Below are 24,347 nucleotides of genomic sequence, written 5' to 3'. Positions count from 1 at the left end.
GCAGATGAGTGTCTAGGCCGCGAGTTGCTGATGCAGCGGCGCGGTGGCAGCTTCGAGATAGGCGGCCGCGCGCGGCGAGAGGCGCCCCGCCAGTGCGGCGCGGACGCGAGCATGATAGGCGTCGAGGAACGCGATGTCGCTGCGGTTCAACTGTTCTGCATCCACCATCGACAGATCGATGGGCACCAGCGTCAGCGTATCGAAACGCAGGAACCCCGGCGCACCCGCAACGACCTCGACCTGGTTCTCGACACGCAGGCCGAAGCCGCCTTCAGAATAATATCCCGGCTCGATGGTCATGATCACCCCGGGCTCGAAGGTGAACGGGTTCACCACCTTGCCGAAGCGATGGGGATGTTCGTGCACCGAGAGGAAATGCCCGACGCCGTGGCCGGTGCCGTGATCGAAGTCGAGCCCCAGATCCCAGAGTGGTCGGCGCGCCAGGGCATCGAGATAATGGCCCGTGGCGGTGGTCGGAAACTGGACCGTCATCAGCGCGATGAAGCCTTGCAGCACCGCCGTATAGGCACGGCGGATTTCACCACTGGGCTTTCCGAGCATGAAGGTTCGCGTAGCGTCGGTGGTGCCGCCGAAATATTGGCCGCCGGTATCGAGGAGAAACGGCAGATCGCCCGTGATCGGCGCGTTCGTCTCGGGCTTGGACGAATAGTGGCACATGGCCGCGTTGCTGCCGGCGGCCGCGATGGGGGCAAAGCTGTCTTCGACGAAGTTTTCGCGCTGCTGGCGGAACTTGAGCAATTCGGCCTGGGCCTCCATTTCAGTAACCGGATTGCCGGCCGCAAGGCGCTGGGCGCCTTCCGTCATCAGCCAGGCGATAAACTCGACCCAGGCCACGCCGTCTTCAACATGGGACTGGCGGAAGCCGCTCAGCTCGACCGGGTTCTTGACCGCCTTGGCCAGCGTGACCGGGCTGAACTGGGAGAGTACCGCGCCACCCGCCACTTCGACTGCATGCCGTACCGCGACCGGTGCAAAGGCAGGATCCACAGCGACGACAACGTCCCGCGCCCGCTGTGCAATAGCATCAAGCAGCCCGTCGGCAGGACGCAGCGACAGGCCGTCAATCAGAATCTCGCCCTGATCATTGGGCAATTTACGCTCGTCCACGAACCATTCGGCAGCCCCTGTCCGGTCTAGCAGCAGCGTCGAATGAGCGACCGGGGTTCGAGCAATGTCGCCCCCGCGAATATTGAGCAGCCAGGCAATATTGTCCGGCTGGGTCTCGACCAGCAGGTCGGCCCCGATCCGCTCCAGCGCCGCCGCGATCCGGTTCCGTTTGGTAGCGCTATCCTCGCCCGCAAAGGCGAGGGGAAAGGGCTTGATGGCGCCCAGAGGCGGCTCGGGTTGATCGGGCCAGACGGTGTCGATCAGATCGGCCTCAAGCCCCACCAGTTCGCCACCGGCACGCCACAACCCGGTATGGAGCAAGTCGAAGAGCTTGCCGGGCACCAGCATGGTATTGATGCCGAACCGTTGCCCCGCCGCGGCGTGGCGTTCGAGCCATTGTTCGATCGGCGCATCGTAGAAATGTTCGATTTCGAACGCCGAAAGGTCGACCTCGCGACGCACCTGCACCTGATAGCGCCCATCGACGAACACGACTGCGCGGTCGGCGGTGACCAGCGCTATCCCGGCCGATCCCGTGAAGCCTGTCACATAGGCCAGCCGCTCATCGTGGGGCGCAACCACCTCGCCCTGATACGCGTCGAAACGGGGAATGATCACGCCATCGAGCCCCGCGGTGTGGAGAGCGGCGCGCAACGCGGCAAGACGCTGACCGGGCTCGATTGCGGCGGGACTGGACGACATGTGGACACTTCCGAAATTGAAGATTCGTGGCTCAATCGATCTTGTCGACAAATTGAATACCATCTACCTTGCATAGCGACATCGAAATTGCAATGTGCTGGCCTGCGCGGGCTCGAACGGGTAATTGAGGTGGGCCGAAGCGCGCGGCGGCCGAGCAAATTCGGTCGCAATTGCGGCCGTGCCGATTGGGGAACCACAACGTGAAAACGCGAGACGCAGTGGACAAAGCGACGAAGGCCGAGCAGCCGGGCAAGCCCGATCGGACCCGCGGCTCGGGTGCGCAGACGGTCTACCAGCAGTTGCGCCAGTCCATTCTGGAACTGGCCATCGAGCCGGGTAGCCCGCTCGACGAAGTGACGCTGTCCGAGCAGTTCAAGATGTCGCGCACGCCCATTCGCGAAGCACTGGTGCGCCTCGTGGCCGAGGGCCTAGCCAAGACGCTGCCGAACCGGAACACCGTGGTCGCGACCATCGATTTCGCCCAATTGCCGGTCTATTTCGAAGCCTTGACGCTGATGTATCGCGTGACCACCCGCGCCGCCGCCGTCAACCGGCGCGCCGAACATCTGGTGGCCATCCGCAGCTTCGAGGCCGCCTATGCGGACGCCGTGATGCGCCGGGATGCGCTGGACATGATCCAGGCCAACCGCGATTTCCACGTCGCCATCGCCGAGGCCGGCGGCAACAGCTATTTCACCCACCTGTTCTCCCGGTTGCTGGATGAGGGCCGCCGCATCCTGCGCATCTATTATCAGTCGTTCGATGATCGACTGCCCCACCAATATGTCGACGAACACGGCAGCATGGTGCAGGCCATCGATGCCGGCGATGCCGACCTGGCCGACGCGCTGGCGGCAACCCATGCGGCCCAGATCGTGCGGCAGATCCAGAGCTACATCGCGCGCGATACCGTCGCCGGCATCAAGCTCTAGTAGGACATCCGCATGGCTCGCATTGGCGTTGTAGGTGCCGGGATTATCGGCGCGGCGATTGGCACCTGGCTGATCGGGGATGGCCATGAGGTCACCGTGTTCGATGCCGACCCGGCAGGCCTGCCGACCTCGGCTGGCAATGCCGCGCTGATCGCCCTGCCCGAAATCGCGCCGATTGCGAGCCCCGGCATGCTCACGGCAGTGCCGAAATGGCTGCTCGATCCGCTGGGGCCGCTCACCCTGCGGTGGCAGGACCTGCCGGCACTGACTCCATGGCTGCTGGCTTTTCTGGCCGCATCGACCCCGGCCCGAGGGGCGCGCGCCCGGCTGGCCCTGACGAGCCTGATGCAGACCGCGCTGGCCGATCACGAAGCGCTGGCCCGGATTGCCGGCATAGCGGGACATCTGCGCCAGACCGGTTTTATCTCCCTGCATGACAGCCAGGCCAGCCTCGATGGTGCGCTACGCGAAGCGCAGTCCGTCAAGCAGGTTCTCGGCTACGACTATGAGGCCATCTCCACCGAAACGGCGCGCAACATGGTCCCGCAATTGGAGGGACAATTCTTTGGCGCGATGCATCAGCCGGGCTACTGGATGGTCTCCAATCCACTGACGGTGCTGCGCCAGTACCAGGATTTCGTCCGGGGCCGCGGCCGCCTGGTGGACGGCAAGGTCACGGGCGTCGAGCGGCGCAGTGATGGGATTGCGCTGCGCGTCGCGGGACAGAATGAGCAGGTGTTCGACAAGATCGTGGTCGCGGCTGGCGTCTGGTCGCGCGAGCTGGTGCGGGGAATGGGATTGCGGGTGCTGCTCGAAGCCGAGCGCGGCTACAATACCACCTATACGGGGCTAGGCTGGAATCTCGCCGTGCCGGTGGGCTTTGCCGATCACGGCTTCATCGCCTCGCCACTGATCGATGGCCTACGCATCGGCGGCGCCGTGGAACTGGCAAAGCCGGCCACCAGCCCCAATTTTGGCCGCGCCAAGGCGATGCGCGAGAAGATGCGGCGCTATGTGCCGTCCCTGCCCGAAGGCGGCGTCGAGTGGATGGGTCGTCGGCCGTCCACACCCGACTCGCTGCCCGTCATCGACCGGCATCCGGACGACAATCGGATCGTCTTGGCCTTCGGGCACGGGCATCTGGGGCTCACGCTCAGCGCGGTCACCGCGCGCCTGGTTGCCGACGCCATTGGCGGAACCAGCCCGACCCCGACGGCGCTCTCCATCGCGCGCTTCCAGTAGACCTGCCGAAACGAAAAAAGGGGACGGCCGAAGCCGTCCCTTTGAATGCGTAAATCCGTAAACTAGAAGCCGTACTTGGCCAGGTTCGGACGGTTCTTGAGCCCGTCCTCGACCACTGCGCGGATATGGGCGGCTTCGGCGCCCACCAGCTCAAGCCGGGGTGCACGCATGACGGGCGAGGTGCCGCGCACGATGTGCTCGGCCAGTTTGATATTGTGCACAAACTTTGCCCCGATATCGAGGTGCAGCAGCGGCAGGAACCAGCGGTAGATTTCCAGCGCTTCGGGAATGCGGCCCTCTTGCACCAGCTTGTAGATGGCGACGGTTTCCTTGGGGAAGGCCACGACGAGACCGGCGATCCAGCCATTGCAGCCCAGGATCAGGCTTTCCAGCGCCAGGTCGTCGACGCCGGTCAGCAACTGGTAGCGGTCGCCCAGAGCCTTGATGGTCTCATTGATGCGACGCGTGTCGCCGGTGGATTCCTTGATGGCGACGAATTTGGGCTCGTCGGCCATTTCCTTGAGCATGGCTTCGCTGATGTCGATGCCATAGGCCAGGGGATTGTTGTAGACAATGATCGGCAGGCTCGACGCCGCCGCGATGGCGCGATAGTGGGCCACGACTTCGCGGTCATCGGCCAGATAGCGCATTGCCGGCAGGACCATCAGGCCCTTGATGCCGATCTTTTCGGCTTCGGCAGCCAGCGCCGCGCCGGCGCGGGTGGAGTCTTCAGCGATGGTCAGCAGCACGGGCACGCGACCGGCGGCTTCCTCGATCGCGGCCTTGGCGATCGCTAGCTTCTCGCTGGCAATCAGGCTGGATGCCTCGCCGAGCGAGCCACACACGATGATGCCATCGACGCCCGCTTCAATCTGAAAGGCCACGTCGGCCCGAACGCCGGCGAGGTCCACTTCCTGGTCGGCAGTCATCTTGGTGGTGATCGCGGGGAGGACGCCCTTGAAGTCGCTCTTGTTCATAAAATTCTCCATGCCGCAGGGTGTGTGTTTGAGGCCATGTTTAGCGTCTTGTATTTAGTTTGTCGACAAGAAAATCATATCTCTGCACAGAGAGATTTTGGTGAGCCTCATGACCTTATTTCATTGTCGCCAAACTGTCGACAAATGGGTTGACAGCAAGGATTTGTTTTGTGTCAATGCGACCACAGCCGCTCTCGGGCGGATAGAACGACGAGACTGCAATTGCTCGGAGGGAGCGTTCATGATCAGGAAATTCCAAAAACTTGCCTTTGTGGGGGCACTGGTTGCCACGACGGCTCTGGCCGGTATTCCCGCCATTCAGGCACAGGAAGGCCAGCCCGGCGGCACGCTGCGCATTCTGGGCACCGAAGATCTCGACCACTTCGATCCCACGTCCGCGGCGCTGGTTACGACCAACAATTTCCTGCGCGCGACAACGCGGCAGCTCATTTCATATGCGGCCTCGACGGACGAGTTGGTGCGCGTAACGCCCGCCGGCGATCTGGCCACCGAAGTGCCGCAGCCGACCGATGACGGGCTGACCTACACGTTCAAGCTGCGCCAGGGCGCCAATTGGAACACGCCAGCGGGTCCGCGCCAGATTACCTCGGCGGACTTCGAGCGCGGCGTCAAACGCATGTGCAACCCGGCTTTGGGTTCGGCAGCGCTCACCTACTATACCGACCTCATCACTGGCCTCTCCGCCTTCTGCGAGGGGTTCGCCAAGGTCGAGCCGACGGTCGAAGCCATGAAGGCCTATATCGAAGGCAACGACATTGCCGGCATCGAAACGCCGGATGACGAAACCATCGTCATCAAGCTGACCCAGCGGGCCGGCGACTTCATCTTCATGCTGTCGCTGCCCACCTCGTCGCCCGAGCCGATCGAGGCGCTCGACTATCTGCCCGATAGCCCCGATTACCGCACCAACTTCATCGCCAGCGGCCCCTATACGCCGGCCGCCTATACGCCGGACAGCGCTCTGCAGCTCGTACGCAACCCGGCCTGGGTCGCCGAGACTGATCCGCTGCGCAAGGCCTATGTGGACGAAATCCAGCTCACCTTCGGCCTGCCGGTCGACGCCATCATGCAGCAATTGCAGTCCGGCGACGGCGACATGACCTATGACGTCACCATCCCGCCCGCCGTGCTGCAATTGCTCAGCGCGCAGGGCGACGAGAAGCTGATGACGGTATCGTCGGGCAATACCAACTTCATCTTCATCAACACCGTCTCGGACAACAACAAGGGTGCCTTGCGGGATATCCGCGTTCGCCAGGCGCTGAATTATGCCGTCGACAAGGCGGCCGTGGTGCAGCAACAGGGTGGCCCGGAAATCTCCAAGCCGGTCAACGGCATCTTTGGCGTTGGCGTGCTCGGCTATCACGAGTTCAACCTCTACCCCACCGAGGGCGACAAGGGCGACATCGAGAAGGCCAAGGCCCTTTTGGCCGAAGCCGGCTATCCGAACGGCATTACCTTGAAAATGCCCTACCGCAACAAGGGTATCGAGCCCACCATCGCGCAGACCATCCAGGCCTCGATGGCGCTGGCCGGCATCACGCTGGAACTCACCCCGGTTGCACCGGCCGACTATTATTCGAAGTTTATGACCAATCAGGTCAACACCAAGGACGGCACGTGGGACATCGCGCCCGTCGGCTGGACTCCGGATTGGGCAGGCGGCGCTGCGCGCTCGGTGTTCCAGCCGCAGTTCACCTTCAACGGCACGCATCAGACCTACAACTACACCGACTACAACAACGACAAGGCCAATGAACTGGCCGACCAGGCCATCAATGCCCCGACCGCCGAAGAAGTCGGCAAGCTCTGGGGCCAGGTCGACGAACTGGTAATGGCCGATGCGCCGGTGGTGCCGCTCATCGCCAACCTCATCGTGCTCTATCATGGCGAGGCCGTGCAGAACTTCCAGCCGTATTCCCTGGGCGTACAGGGCGACTGGACCAATGTCTGGCTGCAGCGCTAAGCGATAAATCTCCCGCGGCCCGGACCAATCCATGGTTCGGGCCGTTTTCATTTGCCTCCAGCAGAAAGCGGTGCGGTTTTGCCAGTGCTCGAAGCGCGCCATCTCAGCGTTTCCATCCCCACCGAGGATGGAACAATTCACGCCGTGCAGGACGTGTCGTTCAGCGTCGAGGCCGGCGGCCTGTTCGGCATTGCGGGCGAGTCAGGTTCCGGCAAGAGCGTGATGATGCAGGCCATCCTGGGCCTTCTGCCCTTCGCCGATGTCACCGGCGAAGTCATTTTCGAGGGCCGCAACCTGCTGACCCTGCCGCCGCGGCAATTGCAGAAATTGCGCGGCGCGCGGATCGGTATGATCTTTCAGGACCCGCTCTCGAGCCTGCATCCTTATTACAGTATCGGCGCCCAGATCACCGAGGCCATCCACGCCCACGAAAAGGTCAGCCCGCAGGCCGCGCGCGCTCGCGCCGTCGACATGCTGACCAAGGTCGGCATTGGCAACGCGGCTGAACGGTTCGACAGCTTTCCCCACCAATATTCCGGCGGCATGCGCCAGCGCGTGATGATCGCCATGGCGCTGGTGCTCAATCCGCCGCTGATTATCGCCGACGAACCCACGACCGCGCTCGACGTCACCGTGCAGGCGCAGATCGTCGCCCTGCTCGACCAGATGCGCAAGGAACTCGGCACCACGGTCGTGATGATCACCCATGACCTGGGGCTACTCTCGAACGTGGCCGACCAGGTGATGGTCATGTATGCGGGCAACCGCATGGAATTCGGCTCCAGTGCCGCCGTATTTCACGCGCCCAGCCATCCCTATACGGCGGGCCTGCTGGCCTCGTCGCCATCCAATTATGCGGCCGGCGAAGAGTTGGTGGCCATTCCCGGCCGGCCGCCCAGCCTGTTGCACATGCCGGCGGGCTGCGCCTTCGCAGTGCGCTGCGCCTATGCCATGCCGAAATGCGCAACCCAGCGCCCGCCCCTTCGGCGGTTCAGCGACGGCGTAGAATCCCTCTGCTGGCTCGAAGCGCCGGTCGAGCCGATCCACGCGGAACGTGCAGCGGTCAGTGGACGCAATGCCGACGCCACGGCTCCGGTCGTGCTCAAGGTGGACAATGTCGAGTTGAGCTTTGCTACCGGTGGGTTTTTCAGCAAGGCGGGCAAATACGAGGTGCTCAAGGGCATCGATATCGAGTTGCGGCGCGGCGAAACCCTTGGTCTCGTGGGCGAAAGCGGTTGCGGCAAGTCCACGCTGGCGCGCGTCATCGCCGGGCTGATCCCGGCCACCAGCGGCTCCGTGCTGCTCGATGGCAAGGATATGGCGACCCTCGATCATGCCGGCTGGAAGGAGATGCGCAAGCGCGTGCAACTGGTGTTCCAGGACCCATTCGGTTCGCTCAATCCCAGGCGGCGTGTCGGCGCCATCATCGGCGATCCGTTCCGCCTGCATCAAGTGGCCAGCGGGGCCGACCGCAAGTGGCGGGTGCAGGACCTCATGGAGACCGTGGGGCTCAATCCGGAGCACTATAACCGGTTTCCCTCCGAATTCTCCGGCGGGCAGCGCCAGCGCATCGGGATCGCTCGAGCATTGGCGCTCAATCCCGCGCTGATCATCTTCGACGAGCCGGTCTCGGCGCTCGACGTCTCGATCCAGGCGCAGGTGCTCAACCTGATGCGCTCGCTACAGCAGGAGCTGGGCCTGACCTACCTGTTCATTTCCCATGACCTCGCCGTAGTGCGGCAGGTCTGCGACCGCATCGCCGTCATGAACAAGGGCAAGATCGTCGAACTGGCGGAGGCCGAGGCGATCTATACCGATCCGCAAAACGACTATACGCGCACCCTGCTGGCCGCCTCGGTGGTGCCCCCACCGCAAAAGGGCCGCGGCACACGTCAACTGGTCGAAACTATCTGGGGAGCTCCGGCATGAGCACGTCGGCAACCACCCCACCCACCGTCGTCCAGCGCAGCTCGCTCGACCTGACCCTGCGCCGCCTGATCCGCGATCGGGCGAGCCTGGTCGCTTTCATCTTCATCGTGCTGCTGGTGGCCTTTGCCGCCGCGGCGCCGCTGGTCGAGGCCTGGATCGGCCATTCCCCGATCGAGCAATTCCGTCAGACGGGCCTCTCGCCCACCGGCCTGCCGGTCGCGCCCAACGCCGAATTCAGGCTCGGCACCGACCAATTGGGCCGCGACGTTTTGGTGCGACTGGCCTATGGCGCGCGTGTCTCGCTGCTGGTGGGCGTCGTGGCTTCGCTTCTGGCCGCGTTCATCGGGATTACCGTGGGCATGCTCGCCGGCTTCCTGGGTGGGTGGGTCGATGCCGTCCTCAGCCGCGCCATGGACCTTATCATGAGCGTGCCCTTCCTGCTGTGTGCGCTGGCGTTGGTCTCGGTGTTCGGGCCCAGTCTGTCACTCAGCATCGGCGTCATCGTGTTCTTTAGCTGGACCACGATGGGCCGCGTCATTCGCGGCCAGGTCAAATCGCTGCGGGAACGCGAGTTTGTCCAGGCCAGCCGCTCGCTGGGCGCCGGCTCGCTCTCCATCATGATCGTCGATATCCTGCCCAATCTCAGCGTCCCCATCATTGTCTACACCACGATGATGATCCCCGGCTCCATCGTGTTCGAAGCCACGCTGTCCTTCCTCGGTCTCGGCATCGTGCCGCCGGCGCCGAGCTGGGGCGGCATGTTGGCCGATGCGGGCGCCAACTCGATCTATCTGGTCGCCTGGTGGCTGGTGCTGTTTCCGGGGCTGGCGCTGTTGTTCACGACGCTCTCTTTCAACATCCTTGGCGATGGCTTGCGCGACGCGCTCGATCCCAAGGCGCGGCCGATCCGCGTCAAGCCGAAGGGAGCGAAACCGTGATCCGCTTTCTCGCCGGCCGCGTCGCTTTTGCGGCACTGATCCTTCTGGTCCTCAGCACCTTCGTGTTCTTCCTGTTCTTCGTCGCCCCCGGCGATCCGGCGCGCATGGTGGCCGGCGACAAGGCCACCGAGGCGCAACTGATCCAAATCCGCGCCAATCTGGGGCTCGATCGACCTATCCACGAGCAATATATCAACTTTATCGGCAAGGCTGTGCGCGGCGATCTAGGCTTTTCCTATCGCAACCAGCAACCTGTCATCTCGCTGATCGCCAACCGACTGCCCGCCACGCTGTCGCTGGTGGCCGGCGGCGTCATCCTTTGGCTGGCGGTCGGCATTCCCATCGGCATCATGTCGGCGCGCCATCCCGGCGGCTTCCGCGACCGGCTGGGACAGGGGTTCATCCTGATCGGGCTGAGCTTTCCCACTTTCGTGCTGGGGATGATGTCGCTCTATGTGTTCTATTTCCTGCCGCGCCAGGCCGGCTTCACGCTATTTCCTGCCGGCGGCTTCAAGGCCTTCTGGCCCAATCCAGCGATCTGGGCCTGGCATATGGCCCTGCCCTGGGCAACGCTGGCGCTGACCACGGCCGCCGTCTATGCGCGCCTGACCCGCGGGCAGATGCTGGAGGTGATGGGCGAGGACTATATCCGCACCGCCCGCGCCAAGGGCCTGTCCGAGACGAAGGTCGTGTTCAAGCATGGCCTGCGCGCAACCCTGACGCCGCTGGTGACCCAGCTCGGCGCCGATATTGCCCTGTTGCTGGGCGGCGCCATCGTCATCGAGCAGGTCTATGGCCTGCAGGGCGTGGGCGCGCTGGCAGTGCAGGCGGTCAATAACCAGGACCGGCCGATCATCATCGGCGTGGTGTTGCTGGGCGGCTTCTTCATCGTCCTCTCCAACATCATCGTCGACATTTTATACGTGCTGCTCGATCCGCGCGTGCGCTAGGAGAAGCTATGCTCATCTCGCAATACACCATGCCCGGCCGCCACATCCGCGACCATCTCGTCGATGTGCCGCTGGACTGGTTTGGCGACCGCGACGGCCCGACCATCAAGCTGTTTGCTCGCGAGGTGGTCGATCCGACCAAGAAGGATGAAAAGCTGCCCCTGCTGGTGTTCCTGCAAGGCGGCCCCGGCGGCAAGTCGCCCCGGCCGACGACCACCAGCCCGGCCTGGCTCGGCGAAGCGCTCAAGACCCACCGGGTGATCCTGCCCGACCAGCGCGGCACCGGCCGCAGCACGCCGGTGGATGCCGCCACCATGGCGGGCTTTGCCAACCCGCAGGCGGCGGGAGACTACCTCGCCCATTTCCGCGCCGATTCCATCGTTGCCGATTTCGAACACCTGCGCAAAACCGTGTTCGACGGCGTGCGCTGGCAATCGCTGGGCCAGAGCTATGGCGGGTTCCTGACCATGACCTATCTGAGCCAGGCGCCCGATGGCCTGGGCGCCTGCTATGTCGCCGGCGGCCTTGCCAGCATCACGCCATCGGCCGAAGCGGTTTATCGGCTGACCTATCCCCGCGTCGAAGCCAAGAACCGGCGCTATTACAAGCGCTACCCCGATGATACAGCCACCGTCGCGGCCCTCGCCGACTTCATCGACAACAATGAAGTTCGCCTGCCTGATGGCGACCTGCTCACCGTCAGACGCCTGCAGACCGTGGGCATCGATTTCGGCATGGCGCCGGGCTTCGAAAACATCCACTGGCTGGTCGATGAGGCCTTCGCCGCGCCGAGCCGCGATCGCCTGTCCGACCATTTCCTCGCCGAGGTCATGCACGCCACCAGTTACGACGGCAATCCGCTGTTCATGGTGCTGCAGGAGAGCATTTACGGCGCAGGCGCCGGGGCAACGGCCTGGGCGGCACAGCGGGTGCGCGACACGCTGCCCCAGTTCGCCACCACGGCCCGTCCCCTGCTGTTTACGGGCGAAATGATGTTCCCCTGGATGCTCGACGACATCCGTTCGCTACGGCCCTTCCGGGCCGGGGCCGAAGCCCTGGCGCAGCGTGCGGAATTCAGCCCGCTCTACGACCTGCCTCTACTCGCCGCCAACGATATTCCGGTCGCCGCGATCATCTATCACGACGACATGTATGTGGATGCGGGCCTGTCGCTGGAGACGGCCGGCAAGGTGGGCAACCTCAACCATTGGATCACCAATGAGTTCGAGCATGACGGCATCCGCCAGAGCGCCAATGTGTTCAAGCGGCTGCTCAGCATGGTCGCCGAAAGCGGCGGTCCCCTCGCCTCAAGCTGATCGTGCCCAGCTAACCGCGGGCTCGGATCGCCTGGAGTTCGTCAAACAAACGCTTGGGTACCAGCACGCCCTCGCGCGCCGATTGCGCGCGAGCAGCCAGCCGGCGATCGCCCGGCAGGCGCACGCCGTCCTGCTGGGAAATGCTGGAGAACAGCGTCTCCGCCCGGGCCATGTGCTCGGCGGCATCGTCTCCCAGGAACCGCACCGGATCGAAAGCGATGATGAGTTCACCGCCCAGGGGCGGGCTGCCGCGTCCTTCGTCCTCGGCGAACGATTCCTGGCTGGTGAGATCGCCGATCATCGGCCCGGCCAGCAGCTCGACCATCAGCGCCAGTGCGGTGCCTTTGTGGCCCCCGAACGGCAACATGGCGCCCGCAAGCCCCAGCGCCGGATCGGTCGTCGGGCGGCCCTCCGCGTCGACGGCCCAGCCCAAGGGAATGGATTTGCCGGCGCGCTGATGCAGCTCGATTTCGCCCCGCGCCACGGCGCTGGTGGCAAAATCGAACACGAAAGGCTCGCCGTCCGGTCGTGGCCAGCCAAAGGCGAACGGGTTGGTGCCGAACACCGGCTTGCTGCCCCCATGTGGCGCCACGCTGCGCTGCCCCGCCGTTAGGCCGATCGACACCAGGCCGACCTCCGCCAGTGGCTCCAGATCGACCCACATTGCCGAATTGTGATAGCAATTGTTGATGGCCAATACGGCGATGCCCAATGATTGCGCCGCTGCGACCAAGGCGGGCCGCGCCAGCTCATTGGCCAGCGGCGCGAAGCCCCGGCCCGCATCCACCTTGACGATGGCGGGCGATGTCTGGGTCACGACCGGCACCGCCTCGCCGTCGGCCTTGCCGCTGGCCACCGCCCTCACATAGCCGAGCAAACGGTAGACGCCATGCGAGCGGCACGCGTCGGCCTCGGCCGCCGTCACATTGCGCGCGATCGCATCCGCATGGGCCAATGAAACCCCGCTGGCAAGCAGCACATCCCGAGCCAGGGTCTCGATATCGGCTAGCGAAAGACGCTGCTCTTGTTCGGGGTGGGTCATGGCTGCACTCCATTGCGACAAACTGTCGACACACTGTGCACAATCATCTCATTCAGTCAAACTCTGTACCCATCGAGCCATTGTCATCGCCTTGATCGGTGATGGGAGACTGGCTAAAGCTGAAGCATGCAGTTTCAGGTAACCTGGGCGCGATATTCACAGCGGTGGCAGCGGCTCGAATTCGCCGCTTCGGGCGAGCGCAACGGCGCCCGGTTCACCGTCGTCACCCATGTGAAATGCCGTGAGCCGAAGACGGCCGAGAACACGCATCTGGTCGCGATGATGCGCATTATCGAGGTCTTCAAACTGCCTAGCGCCTCGGGCCGATGAGGATTAGCGCGTGCCAGGCAGCGGCATGCGTTCGACCTCGGCTAAGACTTCCAGCATCCCCTCCGCATTGGCTTCGGCGATGATGCGGCCTTTTTCGACCGTGGCGAGGGTCGCATCGCCCACCGCGCCGCCCGGATTGATGTCCGAGGCGATCCAAGCATAGACGTGGCCAAAGGCGCCTGTGGGGCGGAGGTATTTGAACTCCGCCTCATCGCGGGCGGCGATGGAGACGAAATTCTGCGCCTTGGACATGTCGACCAGATCGGCCCGGAAATGCAGGATCAAGGAGGTTTCGGCGTCGCCGCCATGGATGCCGTGGCGGCGTTCGAGGTCGCTCAGCACGCCGGGCGGGGTGAACCGCCAGCCGCTCTTGACGGCCAGCATGCCGGCCTGCACGCGCAGCTCGCGCGCCACGATGCCCATGATCTCTTCATTGCCGCCGTGGGAATTGACGAAGACGATCTTCTTGATGCCGGCGCGGGCGACTTCGAGCCCGATCTGCGTCCAGGCGTCGATCAAGTTGCCGGCCTTGTGGCTGATGGTGCCCTTGGCCCAGATATGCTCGTTAGACTTGCCGACCGCCTGCACCGGCAGGATACGCACGTCCATGGTGTCGGGAATTTTGGTGACCAGCAGGTCCAGCATGGACTGGTTGATGATGGTGTCGGTGCCCACCGGCAGGTGCGGGCCATGCTGTTCCACCGCCGCGATCGGCATGATGGCTATGGTCTTGTTGGGGTCGAGGCCCTCGAAGTCGGACGCGGAAAAGTCGGTCCACCAAATCTTGCGCGCCATGTTTATTCCTTCATTGGACCAGCGGCGACTGCCTCGATCTCGACGACGAACTCGGCCCGGGCAAAGCCGCTGACGATCATCAAGGTCGAGGCCGGATACGGCTCGGCAAACAGCCCATTGCGCACGCCCATATAGGCGCTCAAATGCTCGCGGCCGGTGACATAGGCATTGATGCGCACGACGTGTTCCAGCCCCAGTCCGGCCTCGCGTAGCACCGCCGCGATATTGTCGAAACAGATGCGCGCCTGCCCGGCACAATCGACCGGGACAACGCCTTGGGCATCGATCCCCAATTGGCCGGAGACGAACACAAGCTGCTGCCCGGCGGGCACGCTCATGCCGTGGCTATAGGGGGCAAAGGGCGGATGAATATCAGGGGGAGCGAGCGACGTGGCCATGCGGGTGGGGTTCCTTGAGGCGGGAATGTTAGCTGCACTAAAACCGATTGCAAGCCCGTCGCGCACGATTTGCACCCAATGCAGGCAATATTTCCATATGCCGCATTTTTAGCTTTCCATGGCCCCGATATGACGCAAAGAATGGGCATGCCTCATAGGCGCACAAGAATTCACCACGACCGGACGGGTGCACGTCCGGAGCTTTGGAGATCGAGATGAAGTTCATGACACTGGCCGCCACGACCACATTGGTCTTGGGGAGCCTGACTGGCCTCGCCGCCGCGCAGGACAAGGTGACGTTCGGCACCAACTGGCTCGCCCAGGCCGAACACGGCGGCTATTACCAAGCCGTCGCCGACGGCACCTATGCCAAGTATGGTCTCGACGTGACCATCCGCCAAGGCGGGCCGCAGGCGCCGAACGGGCAATTGCTGATCGCCGGCCAGATCGATTTCTACATGGGCGGCATGTCCACCATCGACGACGTCAAGCAGGGCATCCCCGGCATTACCGTCGCGGCCATCTTCCAGAAGGACCCGCAGGTTCTGCTGGCCCATCCCGAAGCCGGCTTCACCGATGTCGCCAGCCTGGTCGGCGCCAGCAAGCTGATCATGGGCAAGGACAGCTTCTTTGCCGGTTACTGGCCATGGATGAAGGCCAAATTCCCGGGCTTCAAGGACGAGATGTACGAGCCCTATACCTTCAATCCGGCCCCGTTCATCGCCGATCCCAAGGCCGTGCAGCAGGGCTACCTGACCTCCGAGCCCTATGAAATCGGCAAGCAGACCGGCACCGAGCCACAGGTTATCCTGCTCGCCGATGCCGGCTATGCACCCTATTCCACCACCATCGAGACGCGCCAGGAGATTGTCGAAAAGACCCCCGACCTGGTGCAGCGCTTCGTCGATGCCACGGAAATCGGCTGGTACAATTATCTCTACGGCGACAACAAGGCCGCCAATGACCTGATCAAGAAGGACAATCCCGAAATGACCGATGGTCAGATCGAGTACTCCATCGCCAAGTTGAAGGAATACGGGATCGTGGTCTCCGGCGATGCCGAGACCAAGGGCATTGGCTGCATGACCGACGCGCGCTGGAAGGAATTCTACGACAGCATGGTGGAAGCGGGCGTCTACGAAGCCGGCATCGATATTTCCAAGGCCTATACGACCCAGTTCGTCTGCAAGGGCGTCGGCATGGACCTCGCAACAGCCAAGTAACCCGACGACCATCGGCGCGGGCAATCCTGTCCGCGCCGTTCAGCCCTAACGTGGGTTCGCTCGTGACCGATTTATCTCTTGCCGAAGCCCCGTCTTCGGTTACCCCGCAGCGCCGCCTCGTCGTCGCCATGAACAATGTCAGCAAGGTGTTTTCCAACGGCACGCTGGCGCTCAAGGGCATGTCGCTGGATGTGCGCGGTGGCGAGTTCATCTCGCTGCTCGGCCCCTCGGGCTGCGGCAAGTCCACTGCCCTGCGCATCATTGCCGGCCTCGGCGCCGCCAGTTCGGGCAGCATCGATTGGCCCAGTTCCAAGATCAATTCGCACGGCCTGCCCGAGGGCGATGTCGGCTTCGTGTTCCAGGAGCCGACGCTGATGCCGTGGGAAACGGTATTCGGCAATGTGCACCTGCCGCTCAAACTGCGCGGCGTGCGCAAGGCCGAGGCGCGCGACAAGGTCATGGAAAACCTGACCAGCGTCGGGCTGGCGGATTTTGCCGACGCCTATCCGCGAGAGTTGTCCGGCGGCATGAAAATGCGTGTCTCCATCGCCCGGGCGCTGGTCACCCGTCCAAAGCTGTTGCTGATGGACGAACCCTTCGCGGCGCTCGACGAAATCACCCGCCAGAAGCTCAACGACGATGTGCTGACGCTCTGGCAGCAGACCGGCATCACCGTGATCTTCGTCACGCACTCGGTCTATGAATCCGCCTACCTGTCGAGCCGGATCGTGGTGATGCGGGCACGGCCGGGCCAGGTGTTCACCGATCTCGAAATCGCTCAGCCGGCTGTGCGCGACGGCGCTTATCGGGTCTCGGAATTCTACCGCGCCAATTGCCAAAAGGTGTCGGACGCGCTGCAGAGCGCCATTCAATCGGCGGAGAGCTGACATGACCGATCTCAAGGCCAGTGCCGAAAAAGGCACCGACAGCGCTGTGGCGGTGCTGCTGCCGCGCATGTCGAGCAATGAAAAAGTCATGCAGGTCGTCGTGCCGCTGGTGGCGCTGGCACTGGGCATCGCTGCTTGGCAATGGATCGTCACCGCCAATGGCATTCCCAAATATATCCTGCCCGGCCCGGGTGACGCCGCTGTGGCTTTGTTCACCGACTCATCGACGCTGTGGCCCGCGCTTTGGGTGACCCTGCGCATCACCGTCATGGCGCTGGCCATCGCTTTGGTCGGCGGGGTGACGCTGGCCATCATCATCGTGCAGTCCAAATGGCTGGAGCTGGCGCTGTCGCCGTTCACCGTCATCCTGCAGGTGACCCCGATCATCGCCATCGCGCCGCTGATCCTGATCTACGCGCCCGATACCCAGAGCGCGCTGATGATCTGCGCTTTCCTCGTGGCCTTCTTCCCCATCCTCTCCAACATGGTGCAGGGGCTCAAAAGCGTCGATCATAACCTGCTCAACCTGTTCGAGCTCTATGGCGCCAATGGCTGGCAGACGCTGCTCTATCTCAAGATTCCAGCCTCGATGCCCTACTTCATGGCCGGACTGCGCATTGCCGGGGGATTGTCTCTGATCGCCGCCGTGGTGGCTGAGTTCGCCGCGGGCTCCGCCGGGCAAGGCTCGGGGCTGGCGTTCCGGCTGCTGGAAAGCCAGTATCGGCTCAATCTGCCGCGCATGTTCGCGGCTTTGATCATGTTATGCGGCACCGGCATCGCTATTTACGGGCTGACCTCGTTCGTCTCCTGGCTGGTGCTGCATCGCTGGCACGAAAGCGCCATTCGGCGGGAGAACTGAGCGTGGCCGACAAATCCTCCTTTTCCGCCACCGGCACCTTCCTGCTCAAGAATGCGCGTATCCCGGTCGCCGCCATGGGCGGGACCGGCGGGCGGGTCGAAAAGCTCGATATCTCGGTGGTCAATGGCGCCATCGCGGCCATCGAGCCCAGCATCGATGCCTCCGTGGGCGGGACCGTCTATGATTGCGATGACGGGCTGGTGCTGCCGGCCTTCGTCGATATCCATACCCATCTGGACAAAGGCCATATCTGGCCGCGCAAGGAAAACCCGAACGGCACCTGGCTGGGCGCCCTGCTCGCCGTGCAGTCGGATCGCGAAAACCTGTGGGCCGCCTCGGACGTCGAGCGGCGCATGGATTTCGCCCTGCGCTGTGCCTATGCCCACGGCACTGCGGCCATCCGCACGCACCTGGATTCGGCGCCGCCGCAGCATGAAATCAGCTGGGCTTTGTTCGAGAAGATGCGCGAGCGCTGGGCCGACCGCATCGAGCTGCAGGCTGTGGCCATTATCGGCCCCGATACCATGCTCGATCCGGTTGCCCTCGACACCATCGCGCAGCAAGTCAAAGCCTCTGGCGGCCTGTTGGGCGGCTCCGTTGCGGTCTATGACCGCGCCAAGCAGGCGATGCTGGCCGTGGTGGAAAAGGCCGGCAATCTTGGCCTCGATCTCGACCTGCATACCGACGAAACCGGAGACCCCGCCGCCCATGCCCTACTGCATCTGGCCGAGGCGGTGATCGAGACCGGCTTCAAGGGCAAGGTCATGGCCGGCCATTGCTGCGTGCTGACCGTGCAGGACGAGCAGACCGTCAAAACAACCATCGACAAGGTGGTCGAGGCCGGCATCGCCATCGTGTCCCTGCCGATGTGCAACATCTACCTGCAGGATCGCGAAAACGGCAATGGCGCGGTGCGAACGCCGATCCGGCGCGGGGTCACCCTGCTCAACGAATTCAAGGCGGCCGGGGCCACCGTCGCCATCGCCTCCGACAATACGCGCGACCCCTTCTACGCCTATGGCGACCTGGACGGCGCCGAGGTGTTCCGCGAGGGCGCGCGCATCCTGCAGTTCGATCACCCGCAGGACCAGGCCTGGGACTGGGTCCGAGCCGTCGGCGCATCGCCGGCCACTCATGGCGACTTCGCCTATAAAGCCAGCATTGCCGTTGGCGAACCGGCCGATTTCGTCATCTTCCGCGCCCGCGCCTGGAGCGAGTTGATGAGCCGGCCGCAAAGCGACCGCATCGTCATCCGCAAAGGCATGCCGATCGACACCACCCTGCCCGACTATCGCGAACTCGACGACTTGATGGGACGCCCACAATGAGCATTGCCGCCTTCCGCGCCGACCTTGGCGATATTCCGGTCGAAGACCATCCCCGCATCGTGCAACAGCGCAGCCGCGACCATTACTGGTATTCGCCGATTCTGAAGGCCAAGCTCGACCACGTTACCGCCGAAATCGTCGTGTCGCCGCGCACCAACGAGGAGGTCAAGACCGTCCTCGCCGCCGCCTACAAGCACAATGTCGCCATCACCCCGCGCGGCGCCGGCACCGGCAATTACGGCCAGGCCATGCCACTAGCGGGTGGCGCCATGCTGAACCTGATGAACATGGACAAGGTGCTCGAGATCAAGAGAGACCGGGTCCGCGCCCAGGCCGGTGCCATTCTCGAACAGATCGACCACCAGACCAAGGCTGCCGTTGGCGGCGAGTTGCGTTTCCATCCCTCGACCTATCGCATGGCCAGCCTTGGCGGCTTTATCGCCGGCGGTTCCGGCGGGGTCGGCTCGGTGCGCTGGGGCGGCTTGCGCGCCCTGGGCAGCATTCTGGGTCTCAAGGTCATCACCTGCGAGGCAGTCCCGCGCGAGCTCGACCTCAAGGGCGAGGACATTCTCAAGGTCGCCCACGCCTATGGCACCAATGGCATCATCGTCGAAGCCGAGATGCCGCTGACCACGAGCTATGAGTGGATCGACATGATGGTGGGGTTTGATGACTTCATCGACGCCTGCCGCTTCGGCGAGGCCGTGGCCTTGCAGGATGGTCTCCTGGTCAAGGAAGTTTCCCCCTGCGCCGCGCCGATCCCAGAGGCCTATTTCAACCGGCACAAGCCCTATATCAAAGACGGCCAGTCGGTCGTGCTGCTGATGGTCGCGCCGGTCGCGCTTGAGGCGATGACGCTGTTCGTCGGCCACCACGGGGGCGACATGCTCTACCGCGCCGACGAAGCCACGCCCGAGGAACTCAAGCGTCTGCCCCCCATCTATGAGCTGGCCTGGAACCACACCACCTTGCGCGCGCTCAAGTCCGATCCGACCATCACGTATCTGCAAACCCGCTATCCAACGCTGGCGCATGTCGAAAAGATCGTCGCCCTGCTCGGCGATGAATTGCCGATGCATATCGAGATGACCCGGCAGGATGGCCAGGTGACCTTCGCCGGCCTGCCCATGGTGCGCTATACCACCGAGGCGCGGCTCGACGAGATCGTCAAGATCCACGAGGACAATGGCTGCGCCGTGTTCAATCCGCACCGCTATACGCTAGAGGAAGGCGGGATGAAAAAGACCGACCTCAAGCAGCTCGATTTCAAGCGGGAGGCCGATCCCAAGGGCATGCTCAATCCCGGCAAGATGATTGCCTGGGAAAACCCGGATTTCGATTTCAACGCCGGCAAGGCCTGGCTGTTCGACGGCCTCAATCCGGTCAATGCCGCCTGATGCGGGTCCATGTCATTCATGCCCATCCGGTCGAGACCAGCTATAACCGCACGCTGTTCAACACCGTCGTCGAGACGCTGACCGCCAATGGCCACGAGGTCGATGCGCTCAACCTTTATGACGAGGGTTTTGGCGCTACGCTCAGCCGCGAGGAACGCCTCAATTATCACGAGGTACCGGGCAATCTGACCCCGGCAATCAAGCCCTATGTCGATCGCCTGATGGCGGCCGAAGCTTTGGTGTTCGTCCACCCGGTCTGGAACTACGGCTACCCCGCCATTCTCAAGGGCTATTTCGACCGGGTGTTCCTGCCCGGCGTGTCCTTCATCCTCGAAGGCGGCGGCGATCGCGGCAAGCTGCTGCCAAATCTCAAGCACATCAAGAAAGTCGCGTTCGTGACCACCTATGGCGGCAATCGCTGGCGCACCATGGTGATGGGCGATCCCCCGCGGCGGCTGGCGAGGCGCTGGGCCTGGGTCACCTTCCGCACGCCAAAGCCGCCGAAATACCTGGCGCTGTACGACATGAACAATAATACGGCCGAGCAATTGGCGGGGTTTATCGAGAAGGTACGGGTGGAGATCGGACGGTTTTAGGCCCGATCAGCCTTCGGGTTTTCACAGCCGTTCGAGAGCCACCGCACCGTCCCCTCCCCCTTGAGGGGGGGGGCTAGGGTGGGGGGAAGCCGCAGCGGGAGTGGAGCTGAAAAACGGATTTCGCCATGCCGCGAATTCCCCCCACCCCGGCCCTCCCCTCAAGGGGGAGGGCCGGGGTGGGGGCTCGCCGACATCGCGCTATTTGCAGCGAATACCGTCCGGCTCTCACCACACGATCCTATGCGTCGCCCCCGTCGCCACATTCACAAACCCCTCCGGCGCCAACGGGGACGGCGCCACCAGCACCCAGCGCCATGGCGCACAGGTCAGTGTCGCGAACGCCAGCCGTTCGGGAAATCCCGGCCACCAGCGCGGCGAGAAGGTGGGCTCGAACATCCAGTCCACTTTCGCTCCCTCGGCATAAAGCGCCTGCATTTCGGCATCCAAGTCCTCAGCCGGCCGGCAGCTCATCAACCCGCCAACCTCGTAGCGCACCGTGGCTACCAGCTTGCCCTCGCGCACCAGCGCCCAGCCGCCCTGGATGTCGCGTAGCGCATTCACCGCCGTCGCCATCGCTGCGTCGGAGGAACCCACCGCCCAGATGTTGTGCTTGTCATGCCCCAGCGAAGCCGCCAGCCCCGTATCCGGCGTGCGCGGCCCGGTGCCGAGCCAGAACATTTTTGACGTCTGTCCCTCCCCCGAAAACCGGTCGACGATGGCGAACTTCGTGACATTGCGGCTCTCGTCGCGCTGCATCTGCCCATCACGCACCGGCAGTTCCATGGTGATAAAATCATCGGCCCAGTGGAATGGCCGCAGCACCGCCGCCTGCATGGTCTCTCGGCCCGGCTCCCCCGCGATGGCGAAGTCGGCGGCGGTCATCTCACGGTCGATTTTGACCGTCTTCGTCGCCCAATCCGGCCAATCGATCTTGGGCACCGGCTTGAGGAAACTCTTCCCCTCCGACGCTAGTTCGCCATCGGCCCACACCTTGGCGATAGACAGGCTAGCCACATCATCCAGCAGCACCATATCGGCAAACCGCCCCGGCGCGATCGAGCCCACCCAGGGCGTGAGCCGCATATGCCGCGCCGGATTGATGGTCACCAATTGGATGGCGATTTCCGGCGCCAGCCCCGCCTCGATCGCCAGCCGTACATTGTGGTCGGTGGCGCCCAGCTTGAGGGTGTCGGTGCAGGAGCGGTCGTCGGTGCACAGCGCAAACTGGCTCCAGTCGTCAAAGCCCTCGGCCAACAATCCCTTGACGATATCGGGCAGCGAATGCGGCCGGATTTCCATGAACAGTCCACGCCGCAGCTTGTCCTTGACCTCCTCCAGCGTCCACGCCTCATGGTCCGACGCCATGCCGGCAGCGGCGAAGGCGTTGATATCGTCGATCCCCCGCATCCCCGCCGCATGGCCCTCGACCACGCCGCGCTGCTCGAACGTCGCGCGGATCATCCCCCACAGCCGCTCGTGGGATGGGTTCTCCGTGTTCCACACGGCGGGCCAGTCCATGACCTCGTCGAGCCCGCTCACCATCAGGCTTTGCTTGAGGAAACTTTTCTGCTCGTCATAGCCAAAGTGCCCGCCGCCCCACTCATAAGCCGTCGGCGGCACGGCCGAGCCCGGCAGCGGAAAAATCTTCATCGGCGAGCCGGCCAGCCGCGCCGTCAGCCAGAATTCGAGATTGTTCGGCCCGTTGACGTTGGAAAATTCGTGGCTGGCCTCGCACACCCAGGTGCAGCCGCGCGGCATCACCAGCGCCGCCTCCCATTCAGGCGTCAGGTGGCTCGATTCGATATGCTTATGCACTTCGCCGAACCCCGGAACGGCCGAGAGAGCCAGCTCCTCGAATCGCTCCCCGACCTCGCCCGGATAGGCCCCGGCCGGCCCCACCCACGCGATTCGCCGGCCCGAGATGACAATTTCCTGATCCTCGTGCCATCGCCGCCCATGCACATCCAGCAGCCGACCGACCCGCAATGACCGGTCCGCCTTGGCCTTACCGAGCGCAACCAGCGCCAGATGCTGGCGAATCCGCACTTCGTCATCGGCGGTGATCAACAGGTCGGCGGGCAAGGCATCGGTCATGGCGTGATCCAGGCTTTGGTTTGAGCTTTAGTAGCACTGTAAAGCACAACTATTGGGCTTGAATGGGGGACGCCACAAAAATAGGCTGGGGGTCGGGAAGCCGTCGTCATCCGCATCGCCTGGCCTGCCCGCCGGGCTGCAAAGGAAATCGCAATGAAGAAGATTCTAATCGCGCTGGCGCTCTCCGCTACCGCGCTGATGGCCGCGCCCGCTTTTGCGCAAACCAAGACCCTGACCATCTCCTGGTGGGGCTTCAATGGTGAAAAGCTCGATGCGCTGCTTATCGCGCCATTCAAGGCCCAGTGCGGCTGCGAAGTGGTGTTTGAAACCGGCAATGCCGGCGAGCGGCTGAACAAGCTGCAGATTCGCAATGGCGAAGGCGTCGACGTCATTTATCTGTCCGACAGTTTTAGCCAGACCGGTATCGAAGCCGGCCTGTTCCAGAAGATCGATCCGAGCAAAATCCCGAACCTGGCCGGTCTTTACGATCTCGCCAAGGACCCGCAGGGCGGCTACGGCCCGGCCTATACGCTGGGCCGCGTCGGCATCGTCTATGACAGCGCCAAGGTCACGACCCCGATCACCTCGTGGAACGACCTGTGGCGCGCCGATCTCGCCTCCTCGATCTCGCTGCCGGGCATCACCACCACGGCCGGCCCGATGACCGTGATCAAGGCCGGCGACCATGCCGGCGTCGATGCCTATGCGGACGCCGATGGGGCCTTCAAGGCGCTGGCCGATCTCAAGCCGAATATCGTGAAAAACTACAATACCGGCTCGGAGATGATCAACCTGTTCTCGACCGGCGAAATCACCACCGCGATCGCCCAGGACTTCACCCTGGCCCAGATCCAGGCCGCCGTACCGACCGCCAAGTGGGCGGATCTCAGCGAGGGCGCCATCGCCACCGTCAACACGGTCAACATCCCGACCGGCGCGCCTGAGCCGGAGCTGGCCTACCAGTTCATCAATTTCCTTTTGACCCCCGCCATCCAGCAGAAGCTGGCCGAGGAAGGCGTCGATGCCCCCGCTGTCAAGTCGGTGACACTGACCCCCGAACAGGCCGCGATCTGGACCTATGGCGCGGAGATGATCGAAGGCCTGCAGCGCGTCGACTATGTCAAGATGAACGCCGCCAAAGCTGGCTGGATCGAAAAGTGGAATGAACTGTTCGGGGGCTAGTACAGGCCGCTGATCGCGCCGCATTCGCGGAACGGTCTCCTCCCCCTTGAGGGGAGGGCTAGGGTGGGGGGAACTCGCCACCGGGTTAGGGATCGGCAGTCGCCACTCCAACCCA

Annotated in this window: 21 protein-coding genes; 15 read left to right on the top strand and 6 right to left on the bottom strand. The window is 63.6% G+C overall.

The annotated features are described in order from the left end of the window. Positions 1-12: 12 nt before the first annotated feature. A complete protein-coding gene (locus JWP26_RS05310; protein WP_299724429.1) occupies positions 13-1,830 on the bottom strand; it encodes an aminopeptidase P family protein in 1,818 nt (605 codons plus the stop codon). Positions 1,831-2,048: 218 nt separating this feature from the next. On the opposite strand from JWP26_RS05310, the gene JWP26_RS05305 reads away from it, so the two are divergent. Together JWP26_RS05305 and JWP26_RS05300 are read left to right on the top strand one after the other, a co-directional pair. Then, positions 2,049-2,762 carry a GntR family transcriptional regulator gene (locus JWP26_RS05305; protein ID WP_299724427.1) on the top strand — a complete coding sequence of 238 codons (714 nt, stop codon included), beginning with the start codon at positions 2,049-2,051 and terminating at the stop codon, positions 2,760-2,762. 12 nt (positions 2,763-2,774) lie between these two features. After that, positions 2,775-4,004 carry an FAD-binding oxidoreductase gene (locus tag JWP26_RS05300; protein WP_299724425.1) on the top strand — a complete coding sequence of 410 codons (1,230 nt, stop codon included), beginning with the start codon at positions 2,775-2,777 and terminating at the stop codon, positions 4,002-4,004. A 62-nt stretch (positions 4,005-4,066) separates the two neighbouring features. On the opposite strand, the gene JWP26_RS05295 is transcribed toward JWP26_RS05300, so the two are convergent. Beyond that, positions 4,067-4,981 (bottom strand): dihydrodipicolinate synthase family protein, encoded by a 915-nt coding sequence (locus JWP26_RS05295; RefSeq protein WP_299724423.1) that lies wholly within the window; start codon positions 4,979-4,981, stop codon positions 4,067-4,069. Positions 4,982-5,222: 241 nt separating this feature from the next. Between JWP26_RS05295 and JWP26_RS05290 the strand changes: the two genes are divergently transcribed. The 5 genes from JWP26_RS05290 (at position 5,223) to JWP26_RS05270 (ending at position 12,101) form a co-directional block, all read left to right on the top strand. After that, the gene (locus JWP26_RS05290; RefSeq protein WP_299724421.1) at positions 5,223-6,968 is read left to right on the top strand and encodes an ABC transporter substrate-binding protein; all 1,746 of its coding nucleotides are present in this window, start codon (positions 5,223-5,225) and stop codon (positions 6,966-6,968) included. Positions 6,969-7,052: 84 nt separating this feature from the next. Beyond that, on the top strand, positions 7,053-8,897 hold the full coding sequence (locus JWP26_RS05285; RefSeq protein ID WP_299724419.1) for an ABC transporter ATP-binding protein: 1,845 nt from the start codon (positions 7,053-7,055) through the stop codon (positions 8,895-8,897). Continuing rightward, positions 8,894-9,835, top strand: coding sequence for an ABC transporter permease (locus JWP26_RS05280; protein WP_299724417.1), 942 nt, complete (start codon positions 8,894-8,896; stop codon positions 9,833-9,835). The genes JWP26_RS05285 and JWP26_RS05280 overlap by 4 nt, the downstream gene beginning before the upstream one ends. Next, complete coding sequence (locus tag JWP26_RS05275; protein ID WP_299724415.1) at positions 9,832-10,785, top strand: ABC transporter permease; 954 nt, start codon at positions 9,832-9,834, stop codon at positions 10,783-10,785. Before JWP26_RS05280 ends, JWP26_RS05275 begins: the two co-directional genes overlap by 4 nt. 8 nt (positions 10,786-10,793) lie before the next feature. After that, positions 10,794-12,101 carry an alpha/beta fold hydrolase gene (locus JWP26_RS05270; protein ID WP_299724413.1) on the top strand — a complete coding sequence of 436 codons (1,308 nt, stop codon included), beginning with the start codon at positions 10,794-10,796 and terminating at the stop codon, positions 12,099-12,101. A 10-nt stretch (positions 12,102-12,111) separates the two neighbouring features. Here JWP26_RS05270 and JWP26_RS05265 read toward each other — a convergent pair whose 3' ends face one another. Continuing rightward, the gene (locus JWP26_RS05265) at positions 12,112-13,143 is read right to left on the bottom strand and encodes an Ldh family oxidoreductase (protein ID WP_299724411.1); all 1,032 of its coding nucleotides are present in this window, start codon (positions 13,141-13,143) and stop codon (positions 12,112-12,114) included. Between the two features lie 126 nt (positions 13,144-13,269). Here JWP26_RS05265 and JWP26_RS05260 point away from each other — a divergent pair, with 126 nt between their 5' ends. Continuing rightward, positions 13,270-13,473 (top strand): hypothetical protein, encoded by a 204-nt coding sequence (locus tag JWP26_RS05260; RefSeq protein ID WP_299724409.1) that lies wholly within the window; start codon positions 13,270-13,272, stop codon positions 13,471-13,473. A 3-nt stretch (positions 13,474-13,476) separates the two neighbouring features. Here the strand turns inward: JWP26_RS05260 and JWP26_RS05255 are convergent, their stop codons facing one another. Both JWP26_RS05255 and JWP26_RS05250 read right to left on the bottom strand, forming a co-directional pair. Beyond that, positions 13,477-14,274 carry a creatininase family protein gene (locus JWP26_RS05255; protein ID WP_299724542.1) on the bottom strand — a complete coding sequence of 266 codons (798 nt, stop codon included), beginning with the start codon at positions 14,272-14,274 and terminating at the stop codon, positions 13,477-13,479. Continuing rightward, positions 14,271-14,666: a RidA family protein gene (locus tag JWP26_RS05250; RefSeq protein ID WP_299724407.1), complete on the bottom strand. Its 396-nt coding sequence runs from the start codon at positions 14,664-14,666 to the stop codon at positions 14,271-14,273. Before JWP26_RS05250 ends, JWP26_RS05255 begins: the two co-directional genes overlap by 4 nt. A 224-nt stretch (positions 14,667-14,890) precedes the next feature. Between JWP26_RS05250 and JWP26_RS05245 the strand changes: the two genes are divergently transcribed. The 6 genes from JWP26_RS05245 (at position 14,891) to JWP26_RS05220 (ending at position 20,956) form a co-directional block, all read left to right on the top strand. Then, complete coding sequence (locus JWP26_RS05245) at positions 14,891-15,889, top strand: ABC transporter substrate-binding protein (RefSeq protein ID WP_299724540.1); 999 nt, start codon at positions 14,891-14,893, stop codon at positions 15,887-15,889. Positions 15,890-16,017: 128 nt separating this feature from the next. Continuing rightward, positions 16,018-16,776, top strand: coding sequence for an ABC transporter ATP-binding protein (locus JWP26_RS05240; RefSeq protein ID WP_299724539.1), 759 nt, complete (start codon positions 16,018-16,020; stop codon positions 16,774-16,776). A gap of 67 nt (positions 16,777-16,843) precedes the next feature. Continuing rightward, positions 16,844-17,635, top strand: coding sequence for an ABC transporter permease (locus JWP26_RS05235; RefSeq protein WP_299724537.1), 792 nt, complete (start codon positions 16,844-16,846; stop codon positions 17,633-17,635). A 2-nt stretch (positions 17,636-17,637) separates the two neighbouring features. Then, positions 17,638-18,963 carry a cytosine deaminase gene (locus JWP26_RS05230; protein WP_299724405.1) on the top strand — a complete coding sequence of 442 codons (1,326 nt, stop codon included), beginning with the start codon at positions 17,638-17,640 and terminating at the stop codon, positions 18,961-18,963. Continuing rightward, positions 18,960-20,360: an FAD-binding oxidoreductase gene (locus JWP26_RS05225; protein WP_299724403.1), complete on the top strand. Its 1,401-nt coding sequence runs from the start codon at positions 18,960-18,962 to the stop codon at positions 20,358-20,360. Before JWP26_RS05230 ends, JWP26_RS05225 begins: the two co-directional genes overlap by 4 nt. Continuing rightward, complete coding sequence (locus JWP26_RS05220) at positions 20,360-20,956, top strand: NAD(P)H-dependent oxidoreductase (RefSeq protein WP_299724401.1); 597 nt, start codon at positions 20,360-20,362, stop codon at positions 20,954-20,956. Before JWP26_RS05225 ends, JWP26_RS05220 begins: the two co-directional genes overlap by 1 nt. Before the next feature lie 225 nt (positions 20,957-21,181). Here JWP26_RS05220 and JWP26_RS05215 read toward each other — a convergent pair whose 3' ends face one another. After that, the gene (locus tag JWP26_RS05215) at positions 21,182-23,050 is read right to left on the bottom strand and encodes an adenine deaminase (protein ID WP_299724399.1); all 1,869 of its coding nucleotides are present in this window, start codon (positions 23,048-23,050) and stop codon (positions 21,182-21,184) included. A gap of 153 nt (positions 23,051-23,203) precedes the next feature. Here JWP26_RS05215 and JWP26_RS05210 point away from each other — a divergent pair, with 153 nt between their 5' ends. Beyond that, positions 23,204-24,232, top strand: a complete 1,029-nt coding sequence (locus tag JWP26_RS05210; RefSeq protein ID WP_299724397.1) for a PotD/PotF family extracellular solute-binding protein — start codon at positions 23,204-23,206, stop codon at positions 24,230-24,232. Positions 24,233-24,347 lie beyond the last annotated feature (115 nt).

It is taken from the genome of Devosia sp. (assembly GCF_028290435.1).
Lineage (GTDB): Bacteria > Pseudomonadota > Alphaproteobacteria > Rhizobiales > Devosiaceae > Devosia.
The sequence above is the reverse complement of the archived record's forward strand: the minus strand, read 5'-3'. Positions and strand labels throughout refer to the sequence as shown.